The organism is Sphingopyxis sp. QXT-31 (assembly GCF_001984035.1).
Classification (GTDB): domain Bacteria; phylum Pseudomonadota; class Alphaproteobacteria; order Sphingomonadales; family Sphingomonadaceae; genus Sphingopyxis.
The window spans coordinates 641879-662958 of the sequence record NZ_CP019449.1 but is presented as its reverse complement, the minus strand read 5'-3'; the positions used below and the strand labels follow the sequence as shown (position 1 = coordinate 662958).

Annotated in this window: 18 protein-coding genes; 10 read left to right on the top strand and 8 right to left on the bottom strand. The window is 60.9% G+C overall.

What is annotated here, in order from left to right:
* Nucleotides 1-77: 77 nt before the first annotated feature.
* Complete coding sequence (locus BWQ93_RS03335) at nt 78-449, top strand: winged helix-turn-helix transcriptional regulator (RefSeq protein WP_077029277.1); 372 nt, start codon at nt 78-80, stop codon at nt 447-449.
* A 458-nt stretch (nt 450-907) separates the two neighbouring features.
* Here the strand turns inward: BWQ93_RS03335 and BWQ93_RS03330 are convergent, their stop codons facing one another.
* Nucleotides 908-1225, bottom strand: a complete 318-nt coding sequence (locus BWQ93_RS03330) for a hypothetical protein (RefSeq protein WP_156878124.1) — start codon at nt 1223-1225, stop codon at nt 908-910.
* A 106-nt stretch (nt 1226-1331) separates the two neighbouring features.
* On the opposite strand from BWQ93_RS03330, the gene BWQ93_RS03325 reads away from it, so the two are divergent.
* The 9 genes from BWQ93_RS03325 to BWQ93_RS20660 all read left to right on the top strand — a co-directional run bounded on the left by BWQ93_RS03325 (nt 1332) and on the right by BWQ93_RS20660 (nt 11605).
* A complete protein-coding gene (locus BWQ93_RS03325; RefSeq protein WP_156878123.1) occupies nt 1332-3620 on the top strand; it encodes a hypothetical protein in 2289 nt (762 codons plus the stop codon).
* Nucleotides 3621-3735: 115 nt separating this feature from the next.
* Nucleotides 3736-4941, top strand: a complete 1206-nt coding sequence (locus BWQ93_RS03320; protein WP_077029274.1) for a cysteine desulfurase family protein — start codon at nt 3736-3738, stop codon at nt 4939-4941.
* On the top strand, nt 4922-6052 hold the full coding sequence (gene dndC / locus BWQ93_RS03315) for a DNA phosphorothioation system sulfurtransferase DndC (protein WP_077029273.1): 1131 nt from the start codon (nt 4922-4924) through the stop codon (nt 6050-6052). The genes BWQ93_RS03320 and dndC overlap by 20 nt, the downstream gene beginning before the upstream one ends.
* Nucleotides 6049-6258, top strand: a complete 210-nt coding sequence (locus BWQ93_RS03310) for a DNA modification system-associated small protein (RefSeq protein ID WP_156878122.1) — start codon at nt 6049-6051, stop codon at nt 6256-6258. The genes dndC and BWQ93_RS03310 overlap by 4 nt, the downstream gene beginning before the upstream one ends.
* Nucleotides 6255-8258, top strand: a complete 2004-nt coding sequence (locus tag BWQ93_RS03305; RefSeq protein ID WP_077029271.1) for an AAA family ATPase — start codon at nt 6255-6257, stop codon at nt 8256-8258. The genes BWQ93_RS03310 and BWQ93_RS03305 overlap by 4 nt, the downstream gene beginning before the upstream one ends.
* Nucleotides 8255-8704 (top strand): hypothetical protein, encoded by a 450-nt coding sequence (locus BWQ93_RS03300; RefSeq protein WP_077029270.1) that lies wholly within the window; start codon nt 8255-8257, stop codon nt 8702-8704. The genes BWQ93_RS03305 and BWQ93_RS03300 overlap by 4 nt, the downstream gene beginning before the upstream one ends.
* A 24-nt stretch (nt 8705-8728) precedes the next feature.
* Complete coding sequence (locus BWQ93_RS20665) at nt 8729-9229, top strand: hypothetical protein (RefSeq protein ID WP_156878121.1); 501 nt, start codon at nt 8729-8731, stop codon at nt 9227-9229.
* Nucleotides 9226-10473 (top strand): DGQHR domain-containing protein, encoded by a 1248-nt coding sequence (locus BWQ93_RS03290; RefSeq protein WP_077029268.1) that lies wholly within the window; start codon nt 9226-9228, stop codon nt 10471-10473. Before BWQ93_RS20665 ends, BWQ93_RS03290 begins: the two co-directional genes overlap by 4 nt.
* Before the next feature lie 106 nt (nt 10474-10579).
* Nucleotides 10580-11605 (top strand): GIY-YIG nuclease family protein, encoded by a 1026-nt coding sequence (locus BWQ93_RS20660; protein ID WP_156878120.1) that lies wholly within the window; start codon nt 10580-10582, stop codon nt 11603-11605.
* Here BWQ93_RS20660 and BWQ93_RS03280 read toward each other — a convergent pair.
* The 7 genes from BWQ93_RS03280 to BWQ93_RS20655 all read right to left on the bottom strand — a co-directional run bounded on the left by BWQ93_RS03280 (nt 11595) and on the right by BWQ93_RS20655 (nt 21055).
* A complete protein-coding gene (locus BWQ93_RS03280; RefSeq protein ID WP_077029266.1) occupies nt 11595-12470 on the bottom strand; it encodes a hypothetical protein in 876 nt (291 codons plus the stop codon). The genes BWQ93_RS20660 and BWQ93_RS03280 overlap by 11 nt on opposite strands.
* The gene (locus BWQ93_RS03275) at nt 12467-13609 is read right to left on the bottom strand and encodes an AAA family ATPase (RefSeq protein WP_077029265.1); all 1143 of its coding nucleotides are present in this window, start codon (nt 13607-13609) and stop codon (nt 12467-12469) included. The genes BWQ93_RS03280 and BWQ93_RS03275 overlap by 4 nt, the downstream gene beginning before the upstream one ends.
* Entirely contained in the window at nt 13606-15138 is a 1533-nt protein-coding gene (locus tag BWQ93_RS03270) for an FtsK/SpoIIIE domain-containing protein (RefSeq protein ID WP_077029264.1), read from the bottom strand. The genes BWQ93_RS03275 and BWQ93_RS03270 overlap by 4 nt, the downstream gene beginning before the upstream one ends.
* Complete coding sequence (locus BWQ93_RS03265; RefSeq protein WP_077029263.1) at nt 15131-17179, bottom strand: AAA family ATPase; 2049 nt, start codon at nt 17177-17179, stop codon at nt 15131-15133. The genes BWQ93_RS03270 and BWQ93_RS03265 overlap by 8 nt, the downstream gene beginning before the upstream one ends.
* On the bottom strand, nt 17176-17373 hold the full coding sequence (locus tag BWQ93_RS03260; RefSeq protein ID WP_077029262.1) for a hypothetical protein: 198 nt from the start codon (nt 17371-17373) through the stop codon (nt 17176-17178). The genes BWQ93_RS03265 and BWQ93_RS03260 overlap by 4 nt, the downstream gene beginning before the upstream one ends.
* 93 nt (nt 17374-17466) lie before the next feature.
* Entirely contained in the window at nt 17467-20340 is a 2874-nt protein-coding gene (locus BWQ93_RS03255; RefSeq protein WP_156878119.1) for a hypothetical protein, read from the bottom strand.
* A gap of 289 nt (nt 20341-20629) precedes the next feature.
* Nucleotides 20630-21055, bottom strand: coding sequence for a hypothetical protein (locus BWQ93_RS20655; protein WP_156878118.1), 426 nt, complete (start codon nt 21053-21055; stop codon nt 20630-20632).
* Between the last annotated feature and the right edge of the window lie 25 nt (nt 21056-21080).

The window sequence follows — 21080 nt, the reverse complement described above, 5'->3', positions numbered from 1 at the left end:
TGTATAGAATTTGAGGCCTATGATGAATCTAGGCAAGTAGGATGAATTTTTGACACTAAGTATGGAAATACTGACTAATGCCGGAATATGAATTCACGATGCAGAACGAGATGCGTCGAGCATTCGCGATGCTCTCGGGTAAATGGAAGCTCGAGATCATGTGGCTGCTCCACCAGCGGATCTATCGCTTCGGAGAACTGCGAAAGGGAATTCCGGGGATCACGCAGCACATGCTGACCGCACAGCTACGCGAACTCGAAGCCGATGGCTTGATATCGCGCACGGTGTTCGCGGAGGTGCCTCCGCGCGTCGAATATGAAATGACGTCAAAAGCTCGCGCGCTCGGGCCGATGATGGAAGCGCTGACCGCTTGGTGGAGCGAACACGGAAGCAGCGTCCCGCAGAAGCCGTCGAAATCGAGCGGCCGCAATGCGAGCGATAGAGAATAACGGCCGCGCGAGTTTCGAGATGGATTACCCTGATCGCAGTCAAATTCGCTGCCGTTTCAACCTAACTGTCCGATCCAGAAGTTGCTTCTGGTGTTGGCCGGTAGCGGACGGACAACTTTCGGGGACCAATCGCGAAAAAGCAGACCCTCAGCCGATCCCGAAAATGACGATAGAGCGTACGCTCGACGACCCGCAAATTGCCTCAACAAATAGCGAGAACGCGCAGTCCGGCGATTTGCGCGGTGACCGGAAGCCGGGGTCGGAAAATAGGACCGGCACCTAGTCGAACCTGACGCGGGTATCACCAAACTAGCCTAATTCAACACACGCTATCCAATCGGCTCCGACCCGGACGCCGACTTTGGACGCCGTCCGCATTCTATCGCGGCACGCGCTTGGTCCGGTGCACACACACCCACGGACCGGCCTTTTGAAGGCGCGGATTCATGGCGCATAGTTCATCGTGAGCCTGCTTGCCTGATCGCCTTGCGCACTGACGCCCGAATGGCGGCATCGTTTACAAAGACGGCTGAGCGCCGGCTCACGCGAACCACAGCCACTGCACCGCGGGCCCCGATGCGCGACCGAACTTCCTGAAGCACGACGTCGGGATGCGCACGCGTCATGACAAAGCGGACCTGCTTGAGCGGCCGCATCACAGTGCCGATCGCGCTGAGGTACCGGTCGATAGCCTTGTAGCGCCGGTCGCCCGGCACCGGATGGGGGAGGTCAAAGCTCACCATGAGCATGGAAAGTCGATTCGAACTATCAGACATATTGAAAATCCTCACTTTACGTTGTTCCGCGTTGTTCCTAACGACCTTCACTTGCGCCCTGGGACGATCTGTGTCAAGGCATGTCGGAACAACATGGAACAACGCTATGGCCAAGGCCCCTTTTACAGCTTCAAAGACGCGTTCGAGCCGGCCGGGCTGGACGATCACCTTTCGCCACCCCTTGAAGCAGGATGCTTCGGGCAAGCTTGGCCGTAAGGTCCGTCGCGGGCTCAATACGAAGGATGACGACCTCGCCGACGAGATGGTGGAGGAAATGAACGAAATCCTGGGGGATCGGAACTGGTGGAATCCCGTGCGTCGTCCCGAAGCGGAAGCGCGATTCTACGCGGAGGTGGTCGCGGCCTTTTACGATGACCTGACCCCGCCGGACCGGTCTTCGCTTCAACTGCGCGACAGCCTTCTGCCGCTACCCGGGAAAGCGGACGGCTATTCGCGGGTCCTGTTTGTCGGCACGACGGGCGCGGGAAAGACCACGTTGCTGCGGCAGCTGATCGGCTCAGCCCCCGAGACCGACCGGTTCCCATCGACCGCTCCCGCCAAGACGACGATCGCCGACATTGAGGTCATTCTCGCCGAAGGAGATTATGAAGCCGTCGTCACATTTTTTCCCGAGCTTCAAATCCAGTCGCTAATCGAGGAATGCGTTCTCGATGCTGCGATGGCAGCCCATAACGGCCTGCATTCGAAAGTTGCCGAACGACTGCTCAACCACCGAGATCAACGATTTCGGCTCAGCTATATCCTTGGCCCGCACCGGGCACCGGGCAGCAGCGATGCAGACGATGACTTTTCCTTCGACGATGACGGCGATGACGCCTCAGAAAGCTTCGCCGGGAATTTCGACGAAGGCGACCTTCCGGAAGATGAGCGTGCTCGAAATGTACGCGATGTCGAAGCTTTCGTCGCTCGCATCGAGGCTCTGGCCGAGCAAATTTCCTCGGAGGTCGAAAGTATCGTCACGATCGGCAAGGAGTCGTTCGAGGCAAAGGATCGCGAAGCGCTTGACGATCTGATCGAGGAGGCGTTCGAGGCTGTTCTGCACGAGCAGGATGATTTCGGGAACTTGGTCCACGACATCCTCGATGCCATCGCCGCGCGCTTCGCGATGGTGGCGAAGGGCACGCTTTCGGGACCTTCGGGAAAATGGCCAGAATACTGGACTTTCTCGACAGGAGACCGCACCGAGTTCATCAGCACCATTCGTTGGTTTTCAAGCAATTTCTGGCCACATTTCGGACGGCTTCTGACGCCGGTGGTCGACGGGATAAGAGTCAAGGGGCCACTTTATCCGGAGATGCGCGAAGACGGGACGCAGCTTGTCCTCATCGACGGGCAAGGTCTTGGCCACACACCCGACTATGGCGCCAGCATTTCAACGAACATCACCGGGCGCTTCGACGACGCTGACGTCATCCTTCTCGTCGACAATGCTCAGCAGCCGATGCAGGCGGCACCTTTGTCGGTCCTTCGCGCTGTCGCTTCGCAGGGCCATTCGGACAAGCTGGTCGTTGCTTTCACCCATTTCGACCTGATCAAAGGTCCAAGCCTCTCAAGTCCTGCTGACCGACGCGCACACGTCATGTCGTCGGTATTGAGCGCCCTCGCCCGGCTTCGGGAATTCGTAGGCTCCGATGTCGTCAATTCGATCGAACATGGCTTGGACGACCGATGCTTCATGCTCGGCGGTACCGACCGCGTGCTGCGCGATCTACCGGCCAAGGCGGCCCGATATATGCGAGGCCAGCTGGAACGCATGCTATCGCAATTCGAAGCTGCCGCCGAGGCGCAAGCCGACGAACCCGAAGGCAATTTGCATTATGACCCGACAGGCATGATATTGGCCGTGCAGGACGCCGTTGAAAAATTCCATGGTCCGTGGCTCGCGCGGCTTGGCATCTCCACCTTCGCGAACTACCGCCGCGAACATTGGACGCGCATAAAGGCTCTGACAAAACGCATCAGTACTGGTGCCGACGTCGAATATGACACGCTGCAACCGCTCGCCGACTTTCACCGGCATCTTCAGGAAGCAATCTCGCTCTATCTGGACAGTCCGGAAGCCAATCAGCTCGAGGATGATGACCGGACCAAGGCCGTGTCGCGCATCCGGCGGCTGGTCGCTAGCGGCCTGCTGGCGCTTACCAGACGGCGGCTGATCGAAGACAGAATGGTCGACTGGACCGAGGCGCACGCTCCTCGCGGTTCGGGTTCGACCTGGGTCCGCGCTACTAGGATTGCCGAGATTTACAGAACGGCTGCCCCGGTCCCGGAAGCCGCGATGACCAGCGGCGCCAGGCAGTTGCTCGGCGAGATCATCGAAACGGTGACATCGAGCGTCGAAGCGGTCGGCGGAAGGATGCTCGGACGTCCATGATTCCAAGCGTTTTCGAGGATGTTCGCACCCCATACGGCCAGGGCCGGCAGAGGAAATCGGCTGACCCCGGTTTCTCCGATCTCCCAATGCGCCTGCTCTGTGCTAGAGACTGTGCATGACGCGCCCTCTCTATCTCGACTTTCAGGCGACAACTCCCGTCGATCAGGGCGTGCTGGCGGCCATGCTGCCCTATTTTTCCGACGATTTCGGAAACCCCCACGCGAGCGAGCATCAATATGGGCAAAGCGCGGCGCAGGCCATTGCCAAGGCGCGCGCGGATGTGGCGAAGCTGATCGGCGCGCGGTCGAGCGAGATAATCTTCACCTCGGGCGCGACCGAGGCCAATAATCTACTGCTGAAGTCCGCGGCGCATATGATGGCGGACCGGGGCCGACGAAGGATTGTGAGCGCGGCAACCGAACATAAGGCGGTGATCGAAGTGCTTGCAAGGCTCGGCAAGCAGGGCTTCGAGGTCGTGTGGGCTGACGTCGGCTCGGATGGACTGGTTTCGATCGCAAATCTCGACAAACTCGTCGACGAGGCGACCGCGCTCGTCACCATTATGGCCGTGAACAACGAGATCGGGGTTATTCAGGACCTTGCCACCATCGGGCATATCTGCCGGGAGCGCGGCGCGATCTTTCACAGCGATGCGGCGCAGGCAGCAGGTAAGATTCCCTTGGATGTCGGACATGCCGCGATAGACCTTATGAGCCTGTCCGCGCATAAATTCTATGGCCCAAAGGGTATCGGCGCAGCCTACATCCGCCGTTCGCTCCAGCGCGATCTCGCTCCGCAAATCGATGGCGGCGGTCAGGAGGCTGGGCTGCGTGCAGGCACCCTCCCCACCCCGCTCTGCGTCGGGATAGGCGCAGCCAGTGCGTTGGCCGCGGCGACGATGGCCGGCGAGCGAACGCATCTTCTGTGCCTCCAGGAAGCCTTTCTCGAAGAACTTTCCGCCCGCGGCGCGAAATTCGCGGTGAACGGCACGCTCGATCGGCGCTGGCCAGGCAATCTCAACCTCAGCTTCGAAGGGGTTGACGCAGAGGCTTTGGTGATGGCGGTGAGCGATCGGATCGCTATCTCATCGGGATCCGCGTGCACGGCAGAGGCGCTTGAACCGAGCCACGTCCTGCGCGCGCTCGGCTTTGGAGCAGAACGAACCGAAGGCGCGGTCAGAATTGGATTTGGCCGCTCGACGACGTTGGACGAGGTCAATAGAGCGGCGCGCGTACTTGCCGATTCGGCGACGGGTCTCGCACAGATCAGCCGGTCAGCAGAATGGAAGGATGAAGGGGTATATGGCAACGCTGCTGAATGAGGTGGAGGACTTAGGCAGCAAACTTGAGTTCGCACGCGCGGAACTTCTTGCCGAATATCGCGCCGCACATGATTTTCCTTGGATCATCGGCTTTTCAGGCGGGAAGGACAGCACGCTCGTCGCCCAACTAGTCTTCGAAATGCTTCTCGATCTGCCGCCGAGCGCACGCACGCGGCCCGTCCATATCGTTGCCAATGATACGCTTGTCGAAGCGCCGCTGATCGCACGTCACCTCGACGCCATGCTCGAACGGATGCGGAGCGTGGTACCGGCGCTTCGTCTTCCGGTGACCGTGGTGAAGACCAGCCCGAAGATTGACCAGACCTTCTGGGTGAATTTGATCGGCAGAGGCTATCCGTCGCCCAGCCGCTCATTCCGCTGGTGCACCGACAGGATGAAGATTCAGCCAACCTCGCATTATATCCGCTCGACTATCGACGAGACTGGGCAAGCCATTTTGCTGCTCGGTGTGCGGCGGCAGGAATCGGCGACGCGCGCCATGAGCGTGAATCGCTATTCGAACGGCGAACGGCTTAACCCGCACAATTCCCTGGCGGGCTGCCTAGTATTTCGGCCGATCGTGGAATTTTCAACTGACGAGGTATGGCAGGTCTTGCTGCAGCGTCGTCCGCCATGGGGTGGATCGCACAGGCAGCTTGTCACGCTCTATCGAAATGCGGCCGGCGGTGAATGCCCGCTCGTTCTGGATAAAGATGACGCTCCGTCCTGCGGAACATCGTCGTCACGCTTCGGCTGTTGGACCTGCACCGTTATCGTCAAGGACCATAGTATGGAAGGCTTCATCGGTACCGGGAACGAACATCTCGAACCCTTGATGGACTTTCGTGACTGGCTTGCCGAGATTCGCCAGGATGCCGAGATGCGCATGGCGCGCCGGCGCACCGGGGCGCGGTCGCATCTCGCCGACGGCTCCCTCATCCCAGGCCCGTTCACCTTCGAGGCACGGCGAATGATTCTCGACCGGCTGATCAAGGTGCAGGCGGAAGTCGGCGAACCCCTTATCAGCGAGTCGGAAATTCAGCAGATCCATTCGATCTGGGCGGACGACGCAACGCGGCTGGCGCGCGCCGCCGAGGAACCCAAAGTATGACGGTGGACGACAAAATCGGCCTGCTGCTTGCACCCGAGGCCGACCAGGTCCTTGATGACGTCTGCTCCAAGGAAGGCATTGATCCGCGCCTATTCCGCGAACTCCTCCGGCTCGAGCAGGACTATTCTGGTATGCGCCGGCGGCGCGGCCTCTTCGACGATATCGACAGGGTCATTTCTTCGGCGCTCGGGGAAGGCGCTGCATGAAGCTGTCCACGATCCGGCTCAAGAACTGGAAAGCATTCGACGAATTCACTTTGAACCTGAACGCCTTCGCAGGCGCCGGGAACACTATCGTAATCGAAGGACGCAACGGCTTCGGCAAAACCAGCCTGCTGGAGGCATTGATCCTCTGTCTCTATGGCCGTGAAGGCCTGCCGCTTGTCGCCCGTGCTACCCCGGGCGGACGCGGCGACCTCGGCTATGACGCATTTCTTGAGCGTGCGCTGAATGACAAAGCGCGTCGGGGCGAGGCAACGATGCTGGTCGAACTGATATTCGACGGCGAGGCAGACGAAAGACTGATCCTTCAGCGGAACTGGTATTTCGGCGCGGGCGGCAAGCACCACCGCAGCGACGAGGAAGTGCGCATCTGGACAGGCCCAGACGAGGACATCGTTCCGGTCCCGGAAGGGGACGAACGTTTTGCCGTAACACGAGCGATCATCGCCGACGAACTGGTGCCAGCGCGCCTCGCCCCATTCTTCATCTTCGATGGCGAGCAACTCGAGCGGCTTGCCCTTGCCGATCTCGACGTCCAGGTTCGTCAGGGCATCGAGAACGCACTCGGCGTGCCGCTGCTCCGCACATTGTCCGACGATCTGGTCACCTACGCACGCGACCGTCGCCGGTCGCTTAAGGGGGCCATTGGCGAAGCCTATGACGATGTCGCCGACGTCGTTCGCCAGCTTGCTTCGGATGAAGCCGACTGTCTTGCGCGGCTGGATGAGATCGGCGCGCGCGTCGAACCATTGCGCCTCGCCCGCGACACAATCATTCAGCGCATCGGCAGCCTTCACGGCGAGAGCTATGCTAATTTCAAGCAATTGTTCGAAGAACGCGAACGCCTCGATCGGTCGCGCGAACGTCTTGTGGAGCAGTTGCGCGAGCGCCTCTCATCCGATCTTGCCCTCGGTCTTTCGGGCAAAAAGCTGCGGAGCGCAGTTCGGAGCCGAATCGCTGTAGAGGCAGAGTCGCAGCACCGTGCTGCCAGCCGGACGTTCAGCAACGAACGATTCGAACGATTTACCGCAGGTTTTCCGGATGAATTGCTGAGCGAGGGCCTTGTGGAACAAATCCGCCGGCTCTGGGACGAGACGGACACTGCTGTAGTGACCGAAGACTTGCGGCTTGGGCACCTAGGGGAAACCGAGCGGCATGCTGTCGATGCGCGGCTACGCGATATCGAAGGCCTCGCCACCGACACGATCGGATCGCTTTCAATTGCGGTGGAAGCGGCGGACGCCGCCGTCGAGGCGATCGACCTCAAAATTGCAGAACAGCGGGGCGTTGATGGCCAGTCGCAATCCCTCGCCGAAGAATTGCGACATACCCAGGAAGAAATCGGACAGCTCGAGGAGAGTTCGCGTGAGATTACGCGGAAGCTTGACGGGCTGCGCGGTGAATTAGCGGCAAAGCGGCGGGAAGCGGCGCGCATCCGCTCCGAGGCAGCAAGCGCTGCGCCAGTCCTTGCGAAGGCCGACCTTGCCGAACAGCTCGGCAAGGTCGTAGAGACGCTGGTCCACCGGCTGTTTCCGCTCAACCTCGATACGATTTCCAAGGCTGTCACCGTCGCCTATCGCGCCATGGCGCACAAGAAAGAGGTGGAGGACATACGGATCGCTGCCGATGGTTCGGTCGGTCTGTTCGACAGCAAGGGTCGGGATTTGCGCACCAAGGATCTCAGCGCCGGCGAAACGCAGATTTTCACCCTTGCACTGATGGCTGCGATCGGCATGGTCTCGCCGCGCTTTCCCATCGTCATGGACACGCCGCTCGCACGTCTCGACCCCGCACATCGCCACAATGTGCTGGCCTTCCTCACGGGTCTCGATACTCAAATCATTCTGTTATCGCAGCCTGCCGAACTGTCGGCCGAATATCTCGAGCCGATCAGGGAGCGGGTCGCCGGGATATTGGTTCTCGAACCTCCGGCCACTAGTGATACGACGCCGCATCGCACCCTTTTTCAGGATGCCGATCGATGACCCTTAGCCTCATCGACATGATCCGGACGGACTTTCGAACTGCGCGGCCCGCAGACGATCTCAACGGCCGCTTCCAGCGTCTCTTGGGGTTGCCGCACCGCTATGGCCCGGCGCGGCTCGCAATAGGACGGTCACTCGGCATTCCAGGCACGCCAAAGCTCGAGACAAGCTTCACCGGCTTCGGCAAGCCCATAAAAGGAGAAAATCTCTTCGGATCCGGGCCCGATCTCGCAACATGGATCAGCCTGATCGTCGAGCATAGCGGTGAACATGATATTGAGCGGCAACGGATACAGTTTCTCGTAGCCACGCACTGGAACCGCGGTATCTACACACTTTGGGATGACTGGAAGACAAGTCTCAGCGATTTCGATCATTTCGTGGGCCGATTGGCCGGGATGGTCGAAGGCCGCGGGTCCCCGCGACAAAGGCGGAACCGCGAATAAGGGGCGGGGAATAAAGGGGCAGCGATGGTTAATGATTTCGTGCAGACAGTCGACGGGTTGAAAGCAGACATTCGCGATTTCCTGATAAGCCCCAACCGCTGGCGCACCTCGCGGGTTCAAGGACCGCTCTCCTGGTGCACGGTCAAGTTTGAGGCCGGAAACCAGTCACAGATCCCTCTTCAGCGAGGGATCTATGCCTTTACCGTGATGCACGCGAACGATCATTTTCCGCCGCATGGCTATATCATGTATATTGGCATTACCGGCGAAGAGGCGCTGCACCGGACGCTGAACGATCGCTTTTACGAATATCTGAAAGAGCAGCGCCGTAACAAAAGACCGAAGGTCCATTATATGCTCGCCAAATATAGCGACGACCTGTTCTTCAACTATGTCCCCATAGCTGACGATACGTTCGATCTCGGCCAGTTAGAGGCCGACCTGAACGATGCTATCATTCCCCCGGTCGTTGAAAAGGATTTCTCGGCGGAGGTACGTGCCGTGGTGAAAGCGTTCCGCTCATGAGCGCCGAGTATTTTCCCGCGCTGCGTGGTCGTTTCGGCGACTGGGCTTTCTACTCCGTGCTGATGACGCTCGCGCAGATTGCCGGAAAGGTAAATTTCGCCGACGAAATTCACAGCAGCGAACGGCTTTCGGAAATGATCCAGCGCGAACTCAAGAAAGGGCGCGGCACACAGATCGCCGATTATTTGAAGGACAATGATGACCGCTTTTTCAATTCCCTCGTTATCGCAGTCTACAAGGGCGATCCCGAATGGCTCGCGCTCGGCGATGTCAAACCGCGCGACACGGGCTTGGACCCGGCAAAGCTCAGCGATACCGCGGCCTATAGCCTCGGCTTTTTGCGGCTCAGCGGCGACGAGGATCTGTTCGCGCTGGATGGGCAGCATCGCCTCGCTGGCATCAAGGCAGCCTTGGAGGAAGACGCCAGCCTGGGCGAAGACGAGGTGTCGGTTCTTTTCGTCGCGCACCACGGGACAGCGCAGGGGTTGAAGCGGACGCGCAAGCTTTTCACGACGCTGAACAAGACTGCCAAGGCCGTAAAGAAGAGCGAGATCATCGCACTCGACGAGTCTGATGTGATGGCAATAATCACACGCCGCCTCGTCGAAGAGCATCCGTCATTCTGTGGCGATCAAATTCTCTTTTCCGGCCGCGCCAACCTTCCCGGAAACGATCTCGAACATCTCACCACGATCGAGAATCTCTACGACGTCCTGACGGTCTTGTTCTGGAAGGTGCGATCGAAAGAGTCGCTCGAACGCCTGAGGTTCTACAGGCCGCCGGACGACATTCTCGACCTGTATTATGATTGGACCGGAGACCTGTTCAGAAAGATCGGGGCAACTTTTCCGCCCTTCGGGACCTATCTGAAGTCGGGAGACAAGAAGGAGATCGCCGCACAGCGCACCGATGCGGGCGGCCATCTCCTGTTCCGGCCCGTGGGCTTGATGATCCTCGCCGAACTGCTCGCGGCGCTCGTGCCGACGGAGGGCATCGAGGGGGCGCTCAAGCTGATCGCCAAGCTGCCAATGGACCTATCGCAGCCCCCCCATAAGGGCATCATCTGGAATCCGAGCACGCGGACGATGGAGCCCGCAAACAAAGCAACCTCGCGCAACATCCTGCTCTATATGCTCGGGAAACTGAAACCTGCCATGCTCCCGCGCCTTACCTTGCGCTATGCGGAACTTCTCGGACAGGATCCCGCAAAGACGGTATTGCCTGCCCCCATCAAGGCCGATTGACGAGCGGCGTCCGGCGATTGTGGCTATCAATCCGACGTCACCGCATGGTTCGGCGCCAAAGCGTGGGGGAGGCCCGCGGCTGGACGCGGCCGAGTGGGACGTCCTTGTGGACATATATTTTCGCTGCGGCGCCTATCCGGGCAGCAACCTTCCGAGGGAACTCGCGGCCGCCTCGAGATATCTGAGCGAAGCTGCCGCGAAGCGCGGATCGCCTCGGCCCGGTACCACGCTGCGCTCGGTGTCCGGCTTGAAGCGGCGGCTGACGGAACTGCGCGCGATCGAGCGCGGCGATATTGCCAAGGCTCCCCGCGAGGCCATCGCGGCATGGCATCGGCGTCAAATCGCTCCCGAGGGCCGCCCATCATCCACAGCCGAAGATCACGGACGGTCCGAACAGTCGACCTCCCTTGCACCGCAACGGCTGGAATGGAGCAACGAGGAGACGATAGCGGCGCTCGCAGCCTTTCTCGCTATCCGGCCGCAACGCGCAAATGCCGAAGATCAGCCGGTTGAACATCTATGTGCCATCGTGCTCGGCCGCCGAGGGAACGGAGCTTTGCTCGATCCTTGCGAAGCTGCGGATGCGGTAAACATGTTTCACGCCATTGCGGCAGGTCTGCGGCAGGACGGAATACCTCGCCCGCATCACGACGCCTGGCGGGCCTTTTTGGATGATCCGGGCTCTCTCCTTCAACGCGCCGATGTAATAGCAAGAGAGGGGCTGGGCAGCGGCGGCTCGGCGGTATCGGACAGCATGGTGAGCCGGGGGCCAGTGCCATTCGAGGGCACGCTTGTCTCGACCCGCGTGGCAGATGACGCGCATCACCTCTACCTTCTCATGCTTTGCGTCGCCGGGACCAAGCCAAAATGGTTCAAGCTTGGCATTTCACGCGACGTACCGCGGCGGATATGCGAGCTGAACGAAGGATTTCCTCCCAAGATGGGGATGCGGTGGCGACTGATCGCCGCGCAGCGCTTTGCTGACGGCTGGCTGGCCCACAGAGCCGAGCAGCAATTGCTGTCGCGTATCGCCGCGGAGGGGCTCAGCGCCGGCGGAGAGTTTCTCGAACTCGATTTCGCGGATGCCCTCATCCTTCTCCCGGTCTTGGAAGCGGGGTCTGTCAGCTGTTGAAGCGCGCTACGGCGTTGTTCAGAATTTCTTCCAGTTCGGCAGGGCGCAGATCGAGCAGGGACATGAGCTCGGAAAGCGCGTGGTGCGCATCGGCATGAAGCTTCAACCGCCTGCCGACACGCTCAAGTAGCCGCTTCGTATCGAGATAGCGCAGCAAGAAAGACAAGCGACGCTCAGGGTCAGCGGGCGCAGCAGTGCGAATTGCCGCGATCAGACTGTCCACTTGCTCGAGGGCGACGCGCCGTTCGCCCTCCAGCGCGTCGCATATTTCCCCGCATTTCTCCGGCATGTTGTGATGCGCCACATCCCTGAAATAGCGGATATCGCAATGCTCACCAGCCGCATGGGCAGAGGCAAAAAAGGGCATAGCGAACAGCAGCGCGTCGCATTCCTCCACGACCCGAGCCAGCGCAGAGCCCTTCTCACCCTGCGACGCCGGCGGCGGGTTGCGCTGGAGTCCGACCCAGCGCCCCATCAGCTCGGGAAGGAGAAGATACGCCTCAATCTCCCAGAGCGAGGCCGTCACCACGTCGCCCCCCTTGGCATTGGTTGCCGCATTGTCATCGAGCGAATAGAGCAGGTCCCAGCGCTGTTCGCGGCTCAACCAGTCGCGATCGACGATCCCGATCGCCGGAATGCCGTCGTCGTCGATACTCTGCTGAACCGCCTGGCCGACCGCCGTGCATCCGGCGGCCCCGCTAATGGATTTCGCCGACACGAAATCAAGCTCCGAAAGAAGATGTTCGAACCAGGCAAGGAAGAAGGCCACATCGCTGTCACCCTCGAGGACGACCCTCGGCAACGAACGAAAATGCGCCTCGAACTGGCGGTCCGAGCTGAATTCGGTCAGCGGCACGACATTCATTGACCAGGCCTATACCTCGGCTTGACCAACGACGCGCTCTTGCGCAGCCCCGGCTCCGCGCGCGACGGAGCGAGCAGCCGGAACGTGTCCGGCTGGTGGCTCGTGAACAGGAAGGCGAGCTGCGGATAGGATTTCGCCCAGTCCTTCATGATCGCCATCAGGCGCCGCCGCATCACGACGTGAAGATGCTGCTCGGTTTCATCGATCAGGACTATCGTCGACCCCGCCATGTGGCTCGCGATCCGCACGACCAGCTGGACAAGTTGGCGCTCACCGCTCGAAAGCTGGTCGAGCCGGTGACTTGCGCCCGTTTCCTGCACTTCGACGGGGACGAACAGATTCTGGCGATCGACCGCTCCGAGACGCTTCGTACCTCGAAAAACCAAAGAGTTCACGATATCCCGGCAACGCTCGTCGCGCCCATCATCGAGCCAGGCGAACCAGACGAACAGATTGTCGAGCGACGACGCCCAGCTCGCACCATCGGTATCGAACAGATGCGCGGGCGCGTAGCCATATCCGGCGGGGCGCGTGATGGCATTCTCGCGCGGTGGCCGCCTGATGCCCCGGTTCGAGGGGAAGTAGAGGACGGTCGGATAGCCGGCCGCGGTCTCGAAAAGATCCCTGGGCTGGTCACCCAGCTGGGCAATCACCGCATCATGAAACGAAACGGCAGACGGATGCGACGTCTGCGCGCGCAGGACGGCCTCGGTTGCGCTGCGACGCTGGAAGGCCAGCACAATCTGCTCGTCCACTTCAGCCGTTTCCAGCTCATCCGCGGTCCAGTCCTTCAACAATCCCGGCCCGCCGGCGACGATCGAAAGCATGAACGCACGCGATCGTGCACCGTCGTCAAGCACCACGCGCGCATCAAGCTGAAGACCACCGTCACCGCTATCGAGCGCGTCGTTCCCATATTCGTTGTGAGCACGGCTGGAGAGCAACGCCATTGCCCGATAGATGGCATCGAGAATCGTAGTTTTACCCGATCCATTAGGCCCCATCATCAGGAATAAATTGGTGGGCTTCCCCTCCTCATCGGTCAGCGGAAGCGAGGTGGTACCGCGAAGCGGCCCCATATCGACGAGCGTGAGGTGCGCGAGTGCGAAGGCGGTCGGTCGCAGCAACGTATCGGTCATTGGCTGTTCGCCGTCGCGACGGCTGCTGCGATGTCCGCGTTATCGATCGCAGCGCCATGAACGCGCGTCGGATCGCGGCCTGCCAGCTTGATCAGCATGTCGCCTCGCATAAGCAGATTCTCGGCTCCATTCTCGTCGAGGATGATACGCGACTCGGTCGCCTTTTGAACGGTGAGCGCGATGCGGCTCGGGATATTGGCGCGGAGCAGACCTGGAAAGGTCGCCGCGTCGGGGCGCTGCGTAGCAAGCACCAAATGGATGCCGCTCGCACGGGCTTTCTGGGCAAGACGAATGAGAGGCTCCTCGGCGCCGCTGCGGCTCATCAGAAAATCGGCGAGTTCATCGACGATCACGACGATGCGGCGCATGTTGCTGCCGGCCCGCCGCGCTTCTCCGATATTGCGCACGCCCAGCTCGCGCATCTGGACCTGTCGCCGCTCCACCTCTTCGACAAGCTCGCGCAGCACAGCCACACCGGCAGCCATATCGGTAATGACATGCTGATCGCGCAGGCGCACGCAGCCGTCATAATCGGCAAAATCGACGCCCTTCGGATCGATGATCACGAGTTCGGGAGCCTCGCGCGCGAGCAATAGCGACAAGATGAGGGCATTGAGGCAGACGCTCTTGCCGCTCCCCGTGGCGCCGGCCACGAAAAGATGCGGCGCCTCGGCAAGGTCGAACACGAAAGGGCGTCCAACGACATCGACGCCCGGACTCACCGGCAAGGCTTCGTCACGCTCCGCAAGTGCTGCACGCAGCGCGCGCCAGCCAACGGCTTGCCAAGTGGCGCTCGGGCGCGGAATGTCGAGTATGACGCGCCGCTCGCCAGCTTCTCTGCTCAGCGCCAGTCCGCCGGAAGCGAGGCCAATTGCAAAGGCGAGATCGTCGAGCCCCCGGCGCAGGCGGTCATAGTCATCGACGGCCGCCAACGTCAGCGGATAGCGGGTGAGCCTTGGACCTTGGATTTCATCGGCGCTTTGCGATGCGGACACCCCGATCTGGGCGAATCCGCGCGAGAGTGCGGGCCAGTCGAGTTCGACATCGGCAGGCCGGCCGTCTTCGGTATCGCCGCCGATGCCGAAGAATATCTCGTTCAGAAGATAGTCGTGAAAGCTACGTCCCGGCAGCCAGCTGGCCTGGATGATTTCAAGCCCGCGCCTTGCGTGGCGCTGGAGCAGGTCGAGATAGTCGCGATCATTGGCGAACATGTCGCGGTCGTGCTTGACGCTGAGGAGGAGGCGGATTGCATCGTCATAGTCCGGGTCGCGGCCGGGCAAGCCAAGATCGAGGGTTGCCTGACCGGCGCGCTGCCCCTGCCCTGTGACCTGGGCCAAGTGAAGCTCGCTTCCGCGGTCCCGCGTGGGAGGCGCGCGAAACCGCGCGTCGGGCTCGCCATCGATCTTGAGCGACTGGGCAATTGCGATACGGACGACCCACCAATTGTATCCGCTCTGCTGCTCGAACCCATCGGCGATGACGCGTTCGAACAGCGTTTTCTCATCCTTGCTGAAGTAGAGGCTATCCATGCCGCCGGCCTCCTGAACGGCTCACCTCGTCGATCCGCGCACTCGTGCCGCCGACATTCCTGATTTCATACCGCTTGGCGATATTGTCGGAGAGGAGCGCAAGATCATCTTCGCCGAGTTCGGAATTGGTGGGCAGAATGATCAGCGGATTGCCGGCCTCGGGGAAATAATCCGAGAGGAGCAAAGACCGGTTTTCATTATCGATACGCCCAAGCGGCGTATCGATAACCACGGGCAGCGGACGCCTTGCTTCTTCCTTGAGCGCCCAGAGCATCGCCATCGCCGCGAGTTGGCGCATGCCGGCGGACAGGCTGTGCCTGCCGACCGGTTCTCCGCGTTCGTCCACATAGGAAAGGCCGAAATTCTCGTCGAGCTCGACATGCTTCACCAACTGGCTCGGACCGAGCAGGATCGACGCCTTGTCGTTGAGATGCCTTTCGACCGAAGCGCGAATAAGCTGGCGGCGTTCATCGCGGAAGCTGTCAAGCGCGGCGCGAACCTTGCGGCTGATCTGATATCCGGCATTTTCGCGAACCACATGGGCGTGCGCTGCATAGAGGCGCTGGACCGTGTCGGCCTGCTCCGCCGCCTCGCGCTGCGCCGTCGCCTCATTCCCGGCCTGGATCGCCTTATCGGCGACTTTCTCACGGGCGAGGATTTCAATGCCCTCTATCTGAGCCGACAACGCCTTGTACCGCGCCCGGGCTTCGTCGCTGGTAATTTCGGCCTCGTCGAGCTCCTGGCGAAGTTGCTGCTCTTCCCTCGCGAGTTGCCTTGCTTGGCGAAGCTGCTCCGATTGGGTCGCCGCCATATTTTCACCCGATTGGGTCCAGAGCAGGAAGCGGTCCCGCAGCGCGCGAACCTTTCGCGGGCTGAGCGACGCGAGAAGCGGATTTTCCTGACCGGTCGGGGCGACCCCGACATCGACGAGCATATCGGTGACACGGCCGCGCAGCTGATCCTTCTGATTGTCGGCCAGGGTCACGGGAGGCGTCAGCGCACCGACCGCATCGACGACCGCTCCGGGCAATGCGCGATGGAGCCGCGTCGCGAGCGGCGCATCGGCGGTGCCGCCCAGCTGCTCCTCAAGCATGGCGAACGCCTGGCGCACGAGACCGAGATTGGCGATTGCAGGGATTTCGACGGGTATGTCCTGAGCGATCCGGTTTCCAAGGGCTTCGCGCTGCAAGGCGATGGTCGCGATCCGCCCCTCCATGCGCCGGCGGTCCTCTTCTGAAAGTCCGCCTCGCAGACGCGCCCGTTCCATATCGAGTTGACGCTTTTCGCGATCCAGATCGGCGATCTCCTCCTCGAGCAGGACGCGAGCACGCGCCGCGGCTTCACCACGAGCCTCGGCGGCCCGCTGCGCACCTTCGGCCGCGGCAATTTCCGCCCTTACCGCTTCAGGCAGCCCCGCCTTGCGCTTCACGCGGCCATAGCTGTCGACCTCGCGCAGCACCTGCGTGACGAAGGACAGGCGGAGCAGCCGTTCGATCTCGCCCTGCTCGCGCCCGACCTCGGCGTCGGCGAGCGATTGAATCTGTTCGCCGTCGAAGAAGAAGAACGGTACGACCTCTTTCGGCAGCAGCCCCTGGATGAACGCCTCGGCCGCCGGACCCGAAAGCTGCTCGCGGTCGATCGTCACATTGAGCTGTTCGCGATAGTCGGTCGCTCCGCGCAAGGGCCAGAAAATGCGCTCGGCACGGCAGATGCGCTCGCCATCCTGCCACGACAAGGCGACGCGGGCCGGGGCGTCTTCCGCGCGCGCGAGCATGTTGAAGACGCCGTACCAACGGCCTTGCTGCCCCACGACATAGGCTTTGGGGCCAAGCTCGGTCGAATTGACGCCGACGCGGCGGAGGCGGACATCTCCAAGCCCAAGAAACAGGAGCTTGATCGCGTTGAGCAGGCTCGTTTTGCCATGGCCGTTCCGACCCTGAACGACGACGATATTGCGCGTCTCGGTGCATTCGGAAAGGTCGATCGTGCTGGGGCCGCGATAGGCGAAAATATCTTCAACTTCGAGCTTGAGAAACTTCATGGATCGCCACCCTCACCGGCAGCGGCATCGAGAAGCGCCGTCACCCTGCGCGTGAACTCGCTCTTTGCGCCATGAACCGTGAAGTCTGGAAAGTCGCCCTCGAGAGCGAGCAGATCCTGCAGGATGGCGAGCGGCAGACCGTGCCGCGCGGCCGCGCGTTGAAGAAGCTCATCGACTGCATCGCCCTCCGCCATTGAAATTCCAATAGGAGATCGCCCGGCAATTGCCAGTATTAAACTGGCAGAAGTGGACCTTATCGCACCTTTGCGCCGGCAGCGGCGAATAGATCAAAGCGCCAGACTGAAACCGTCGAGCTCGAACGGCTCGCCATAACTCAGACCATCGACGGCGGCGCGCAAAATGCCGGGCCTCAACCCAGTCATTCCGCGCTGCTGCGACAAATAACGCGCCAGCCAGCCGAACATAAGCTCGCGAACCCCGCCGCGAAACATATCCTCGACGACGATTGCTAGCCCCTCGACCTCGGCAAGATCAGGATATCGGTCGGCGGGCTCGACAGCAGAGACATGTTCGCAAAGCCATGCAAGCGCAGCAAAATGGCCCGCAACCGGACTTCCGTAATCCAATTCCCTCGCCTCTTCCGATTCCTGCGCGAACATCATGTCCGCAACCTCCGAGCGAAGCCGGTCCCCCAATCGATTGAGCGCTTCGGGGAAGCGACCGAGCGATGCGATCGCGATCAACCCGCAAGTCTTCCGGGTCAAAACATAAGGCCAGTCATTCCCCGGCACGCGGATTCCCGGCAGTTCGGTGACAATCCGATCGACGATATCGTCGACTCCGCCCACCACGATGTCGCACGTGATCTTCTGCGAGCAGCTCACCGCATGATATTCTGCCATAAGCAAACCGGCCTCACCGAGCGTATTGCTTCGGTAATCCACAGCTCCCAGCGGATGAAACCGCACGGCGCTATCGGCGTAATTTTCCATCGCCTCGTCGACGCGGCCCACATAGGCAAGACAATTGCCTCGCCGCTGTAACGCTGCTCCGGCATTGATCGGGTTGCTGGCGCCAATGAAGAAAGGGCAAATCCGGTCAAGGAGCGCGAGCGCTTCTGCGGGGTTGCCGGCATCCTCCAGCAGGCAGGCCTGCTGAAGCAAGGCCAAGGCCCCGCGATGGGTTAGCGTTCCGCCAGCAGCGGCCGTCAGCAGATCATAGGATCGGCTCGCCGCGGCCGCTTGCTCGAGCAGAGTGTCGTGGCCGCCTCCCTGCCGCGAATTTCGAGGCCGAGTTTCGGCACCGGCCTCTATGCCGAGCAGAAGCCCGCGGAGGCCTTCGTCGTCGCGGCAGTCGATCGATCGGGCATCGGCAAGGGCCGCGCTGGCGAGGTCGAAACATTTGCCCCGATTTGCAAGCGATATCAGCTGGGACAGCATCTCCAGCGCCTCTTTCTGGGCGCCGGCAGCGAGCGCCAGATCGGCAGCCTTGCGCATGACCTCGGCCCCCACTTCGAAATATCCGGCGCTGAAGAGGAAGGTCTGCAGATTCGATGCCAGTGCATTGGCGACCATGCGATATCTGGGATCGCTGGCGGCATGGCCGGTTGCATGGTCCATGATGGCCAGCGCGTTCGGGAATTCACGGTGGAGCAGCGCCATTCCGTGCGCGATCTTGCCGCTGTGAATCATGGAATTGGCCTCCGCAACGCGCATTGCAAAAACATAGGCGGTGCGGCGCCGGATAACCTCTTGGTCCGGCACCGCCGCCTCGCGGCCGGCATGGCGGACAAAATGCCTTACGGGCGACAGGGTCGACAGCAGCGGCTCATCCCAGACAGTACCGACCTCGACGAGATGCCATTGGCGCAGCGCCGCGATGAGACCCGGGGGATCCTCAAACCCCAATGATTCTAGATCGAAGAAGAGCGTCGACAGACCGGCGGGGAATTGTGCGATTACCCACATCGCTTTTTGCTGTTCGGATGTGAGCGCCGTAAACGCAGCTTCGAGACACAGATCGAGCGATGAGGCGGATGTTTGGACGGATCGCGCAGGCATTTCCAGCGGCTGACCGGGGCCTGTCAGCCTGCGCCAGACTGCTTCGGCACCCTCAAAATGCCGAACAAGGCCGGCTATGATGCGCAATGTCAGCGGATGACCTGCGGCGAATTGAAGAAGCTGCGACGCGGCCGGTTCGCTCCGGGCTGCCTCGGGGAAAAGATGAACAGCGGAGTCATGGTCGAGCGGACCAAGTTCCAGTTCGAAATCGAAGCCGACTTCGGGAAGCCGCGCCTGCGATGTCACCACCAGCTGAATCTCGGGCCGCTCGGCGCTCAGCCGCGCGATCATATCCGACACGATATCCAGTCCGCACGCAGCGCGTTCGACGCCGTCGAGAATGACGCACGCCCGAACGGACGATAAGGTCGAGATAAAGTCGCCGTCGCCGATCCGCCCAGCTGCGGTCTCCAGATAGGCCGCCAGCACGGCCGCGCTCGGACAATCTTGCAGCGATATCCAAATGAGCGGGCGGCCAGTCTGCGCCGCGTCGGCGGCCGCAAGAACCAACTGGGTCTTGCCGATCCCGCCTACCCCGCGCACCATTACCGAACCGGGCGATTGGAGTGCAGCTACAAGCTGTTCAAGCTCAGCGGCGCGCCCCAAAAGCTCGTGCCGGACCGGGACGGGAGCTAGATTGACCCCCTGCGCGGCCAGCAACCGGTCTCGGGCGGCCTCGACCAGACGCAGTTTCAGCGCCTCGATTTCCATTCGCGAGACCACACCGGTATCATATTCTCCGTGACAGGCCGAGCAGAGGCGCACGAGATTGCGGTGATGGTTCGATTGCGTCTCGCGATAGGGAATAATGTGCGCATTCTCGACGGTGATGCCGGAACTGCATCGGGCGCAGGCGCCTCCTGCCTCCGCCTTGAGATGCGAGGTGACGGCAAGATCGATCCGTGAACGTGGTTCGTTGGGCGTGTTCCGCGCCGCATCCAGAAGCCGATCAAATTCATCAAGATCGTGCAAGGAAAAGACCGTTTTTCCATTCACCGTCCGGCTCGCAAGGCGTATCGGCCCATTGACCGTGACCGTGTCGCGCCGGGCATAATGGAACAGGAGCTCCGGCGAGGCGCCGATTCGTATCGAAGCACGAACCGCATCGAGCAAATCGCTGTTATCCTTGTCCTCGTTCATAGTGCTCGAATATACTATTTCCTCAAACACGCCCCCCGGCATTTGTTGAGGAGCCAGATTTCAAATAAACGGAGGAGCAGGCGCTTCCCCGGCGACAAGTCCGATCCGGCTAACGTTAGCTGCACACGAAGCAACCGCGCTTCTAGTGTCAGCCGAACGGCTGCTTTCGATGCCAAGTAAGTTCAAGTCCCGACGACCGACTTCGAGCGCAAATAAGCCGTCGTCGGACGACAATTCACCCCGGCTGCTAAATCGACACGGGACAATAAGAAGCCCTCACCGGCCGGTTTCAGCCCTGAACGATCGAGATCTTACCGCTCTTTGTATCGATGTCCGCAGTCTTTGCCGGACCGCCTTTCTTGGGCGCGATCTGAACCGTCTTGATGGTCTTGTCGACCGGCGCGAAAACATTCCCGGCCTTTCTGCCGCTGTCGGCAACCTCTTCTGTTCCGAAGAATTTCGCGCTCAACTGCGCAATCGAAGGACCATGCTCGGTTTTCATCGAATCAGTCTCCAACGGGGATGCCGCCTTGCTCACGGAGTGGGTCACGACTTTCCACGCGGGCATGCTTTTGGCCACGTAGGCGACTGCCGTAAGCATTTTACCGGCGACCGTCTTCTTGCTCGCGGTTTTCTCGAGAGTGGATTTTTTGGGCGCGGCTTTCCTCGATGCCGTTCGCTTAGCAGCTGGCTTCTTTCCGATCGGCATACCCATCTTCGTTTCCTTCCCAACCCTATAT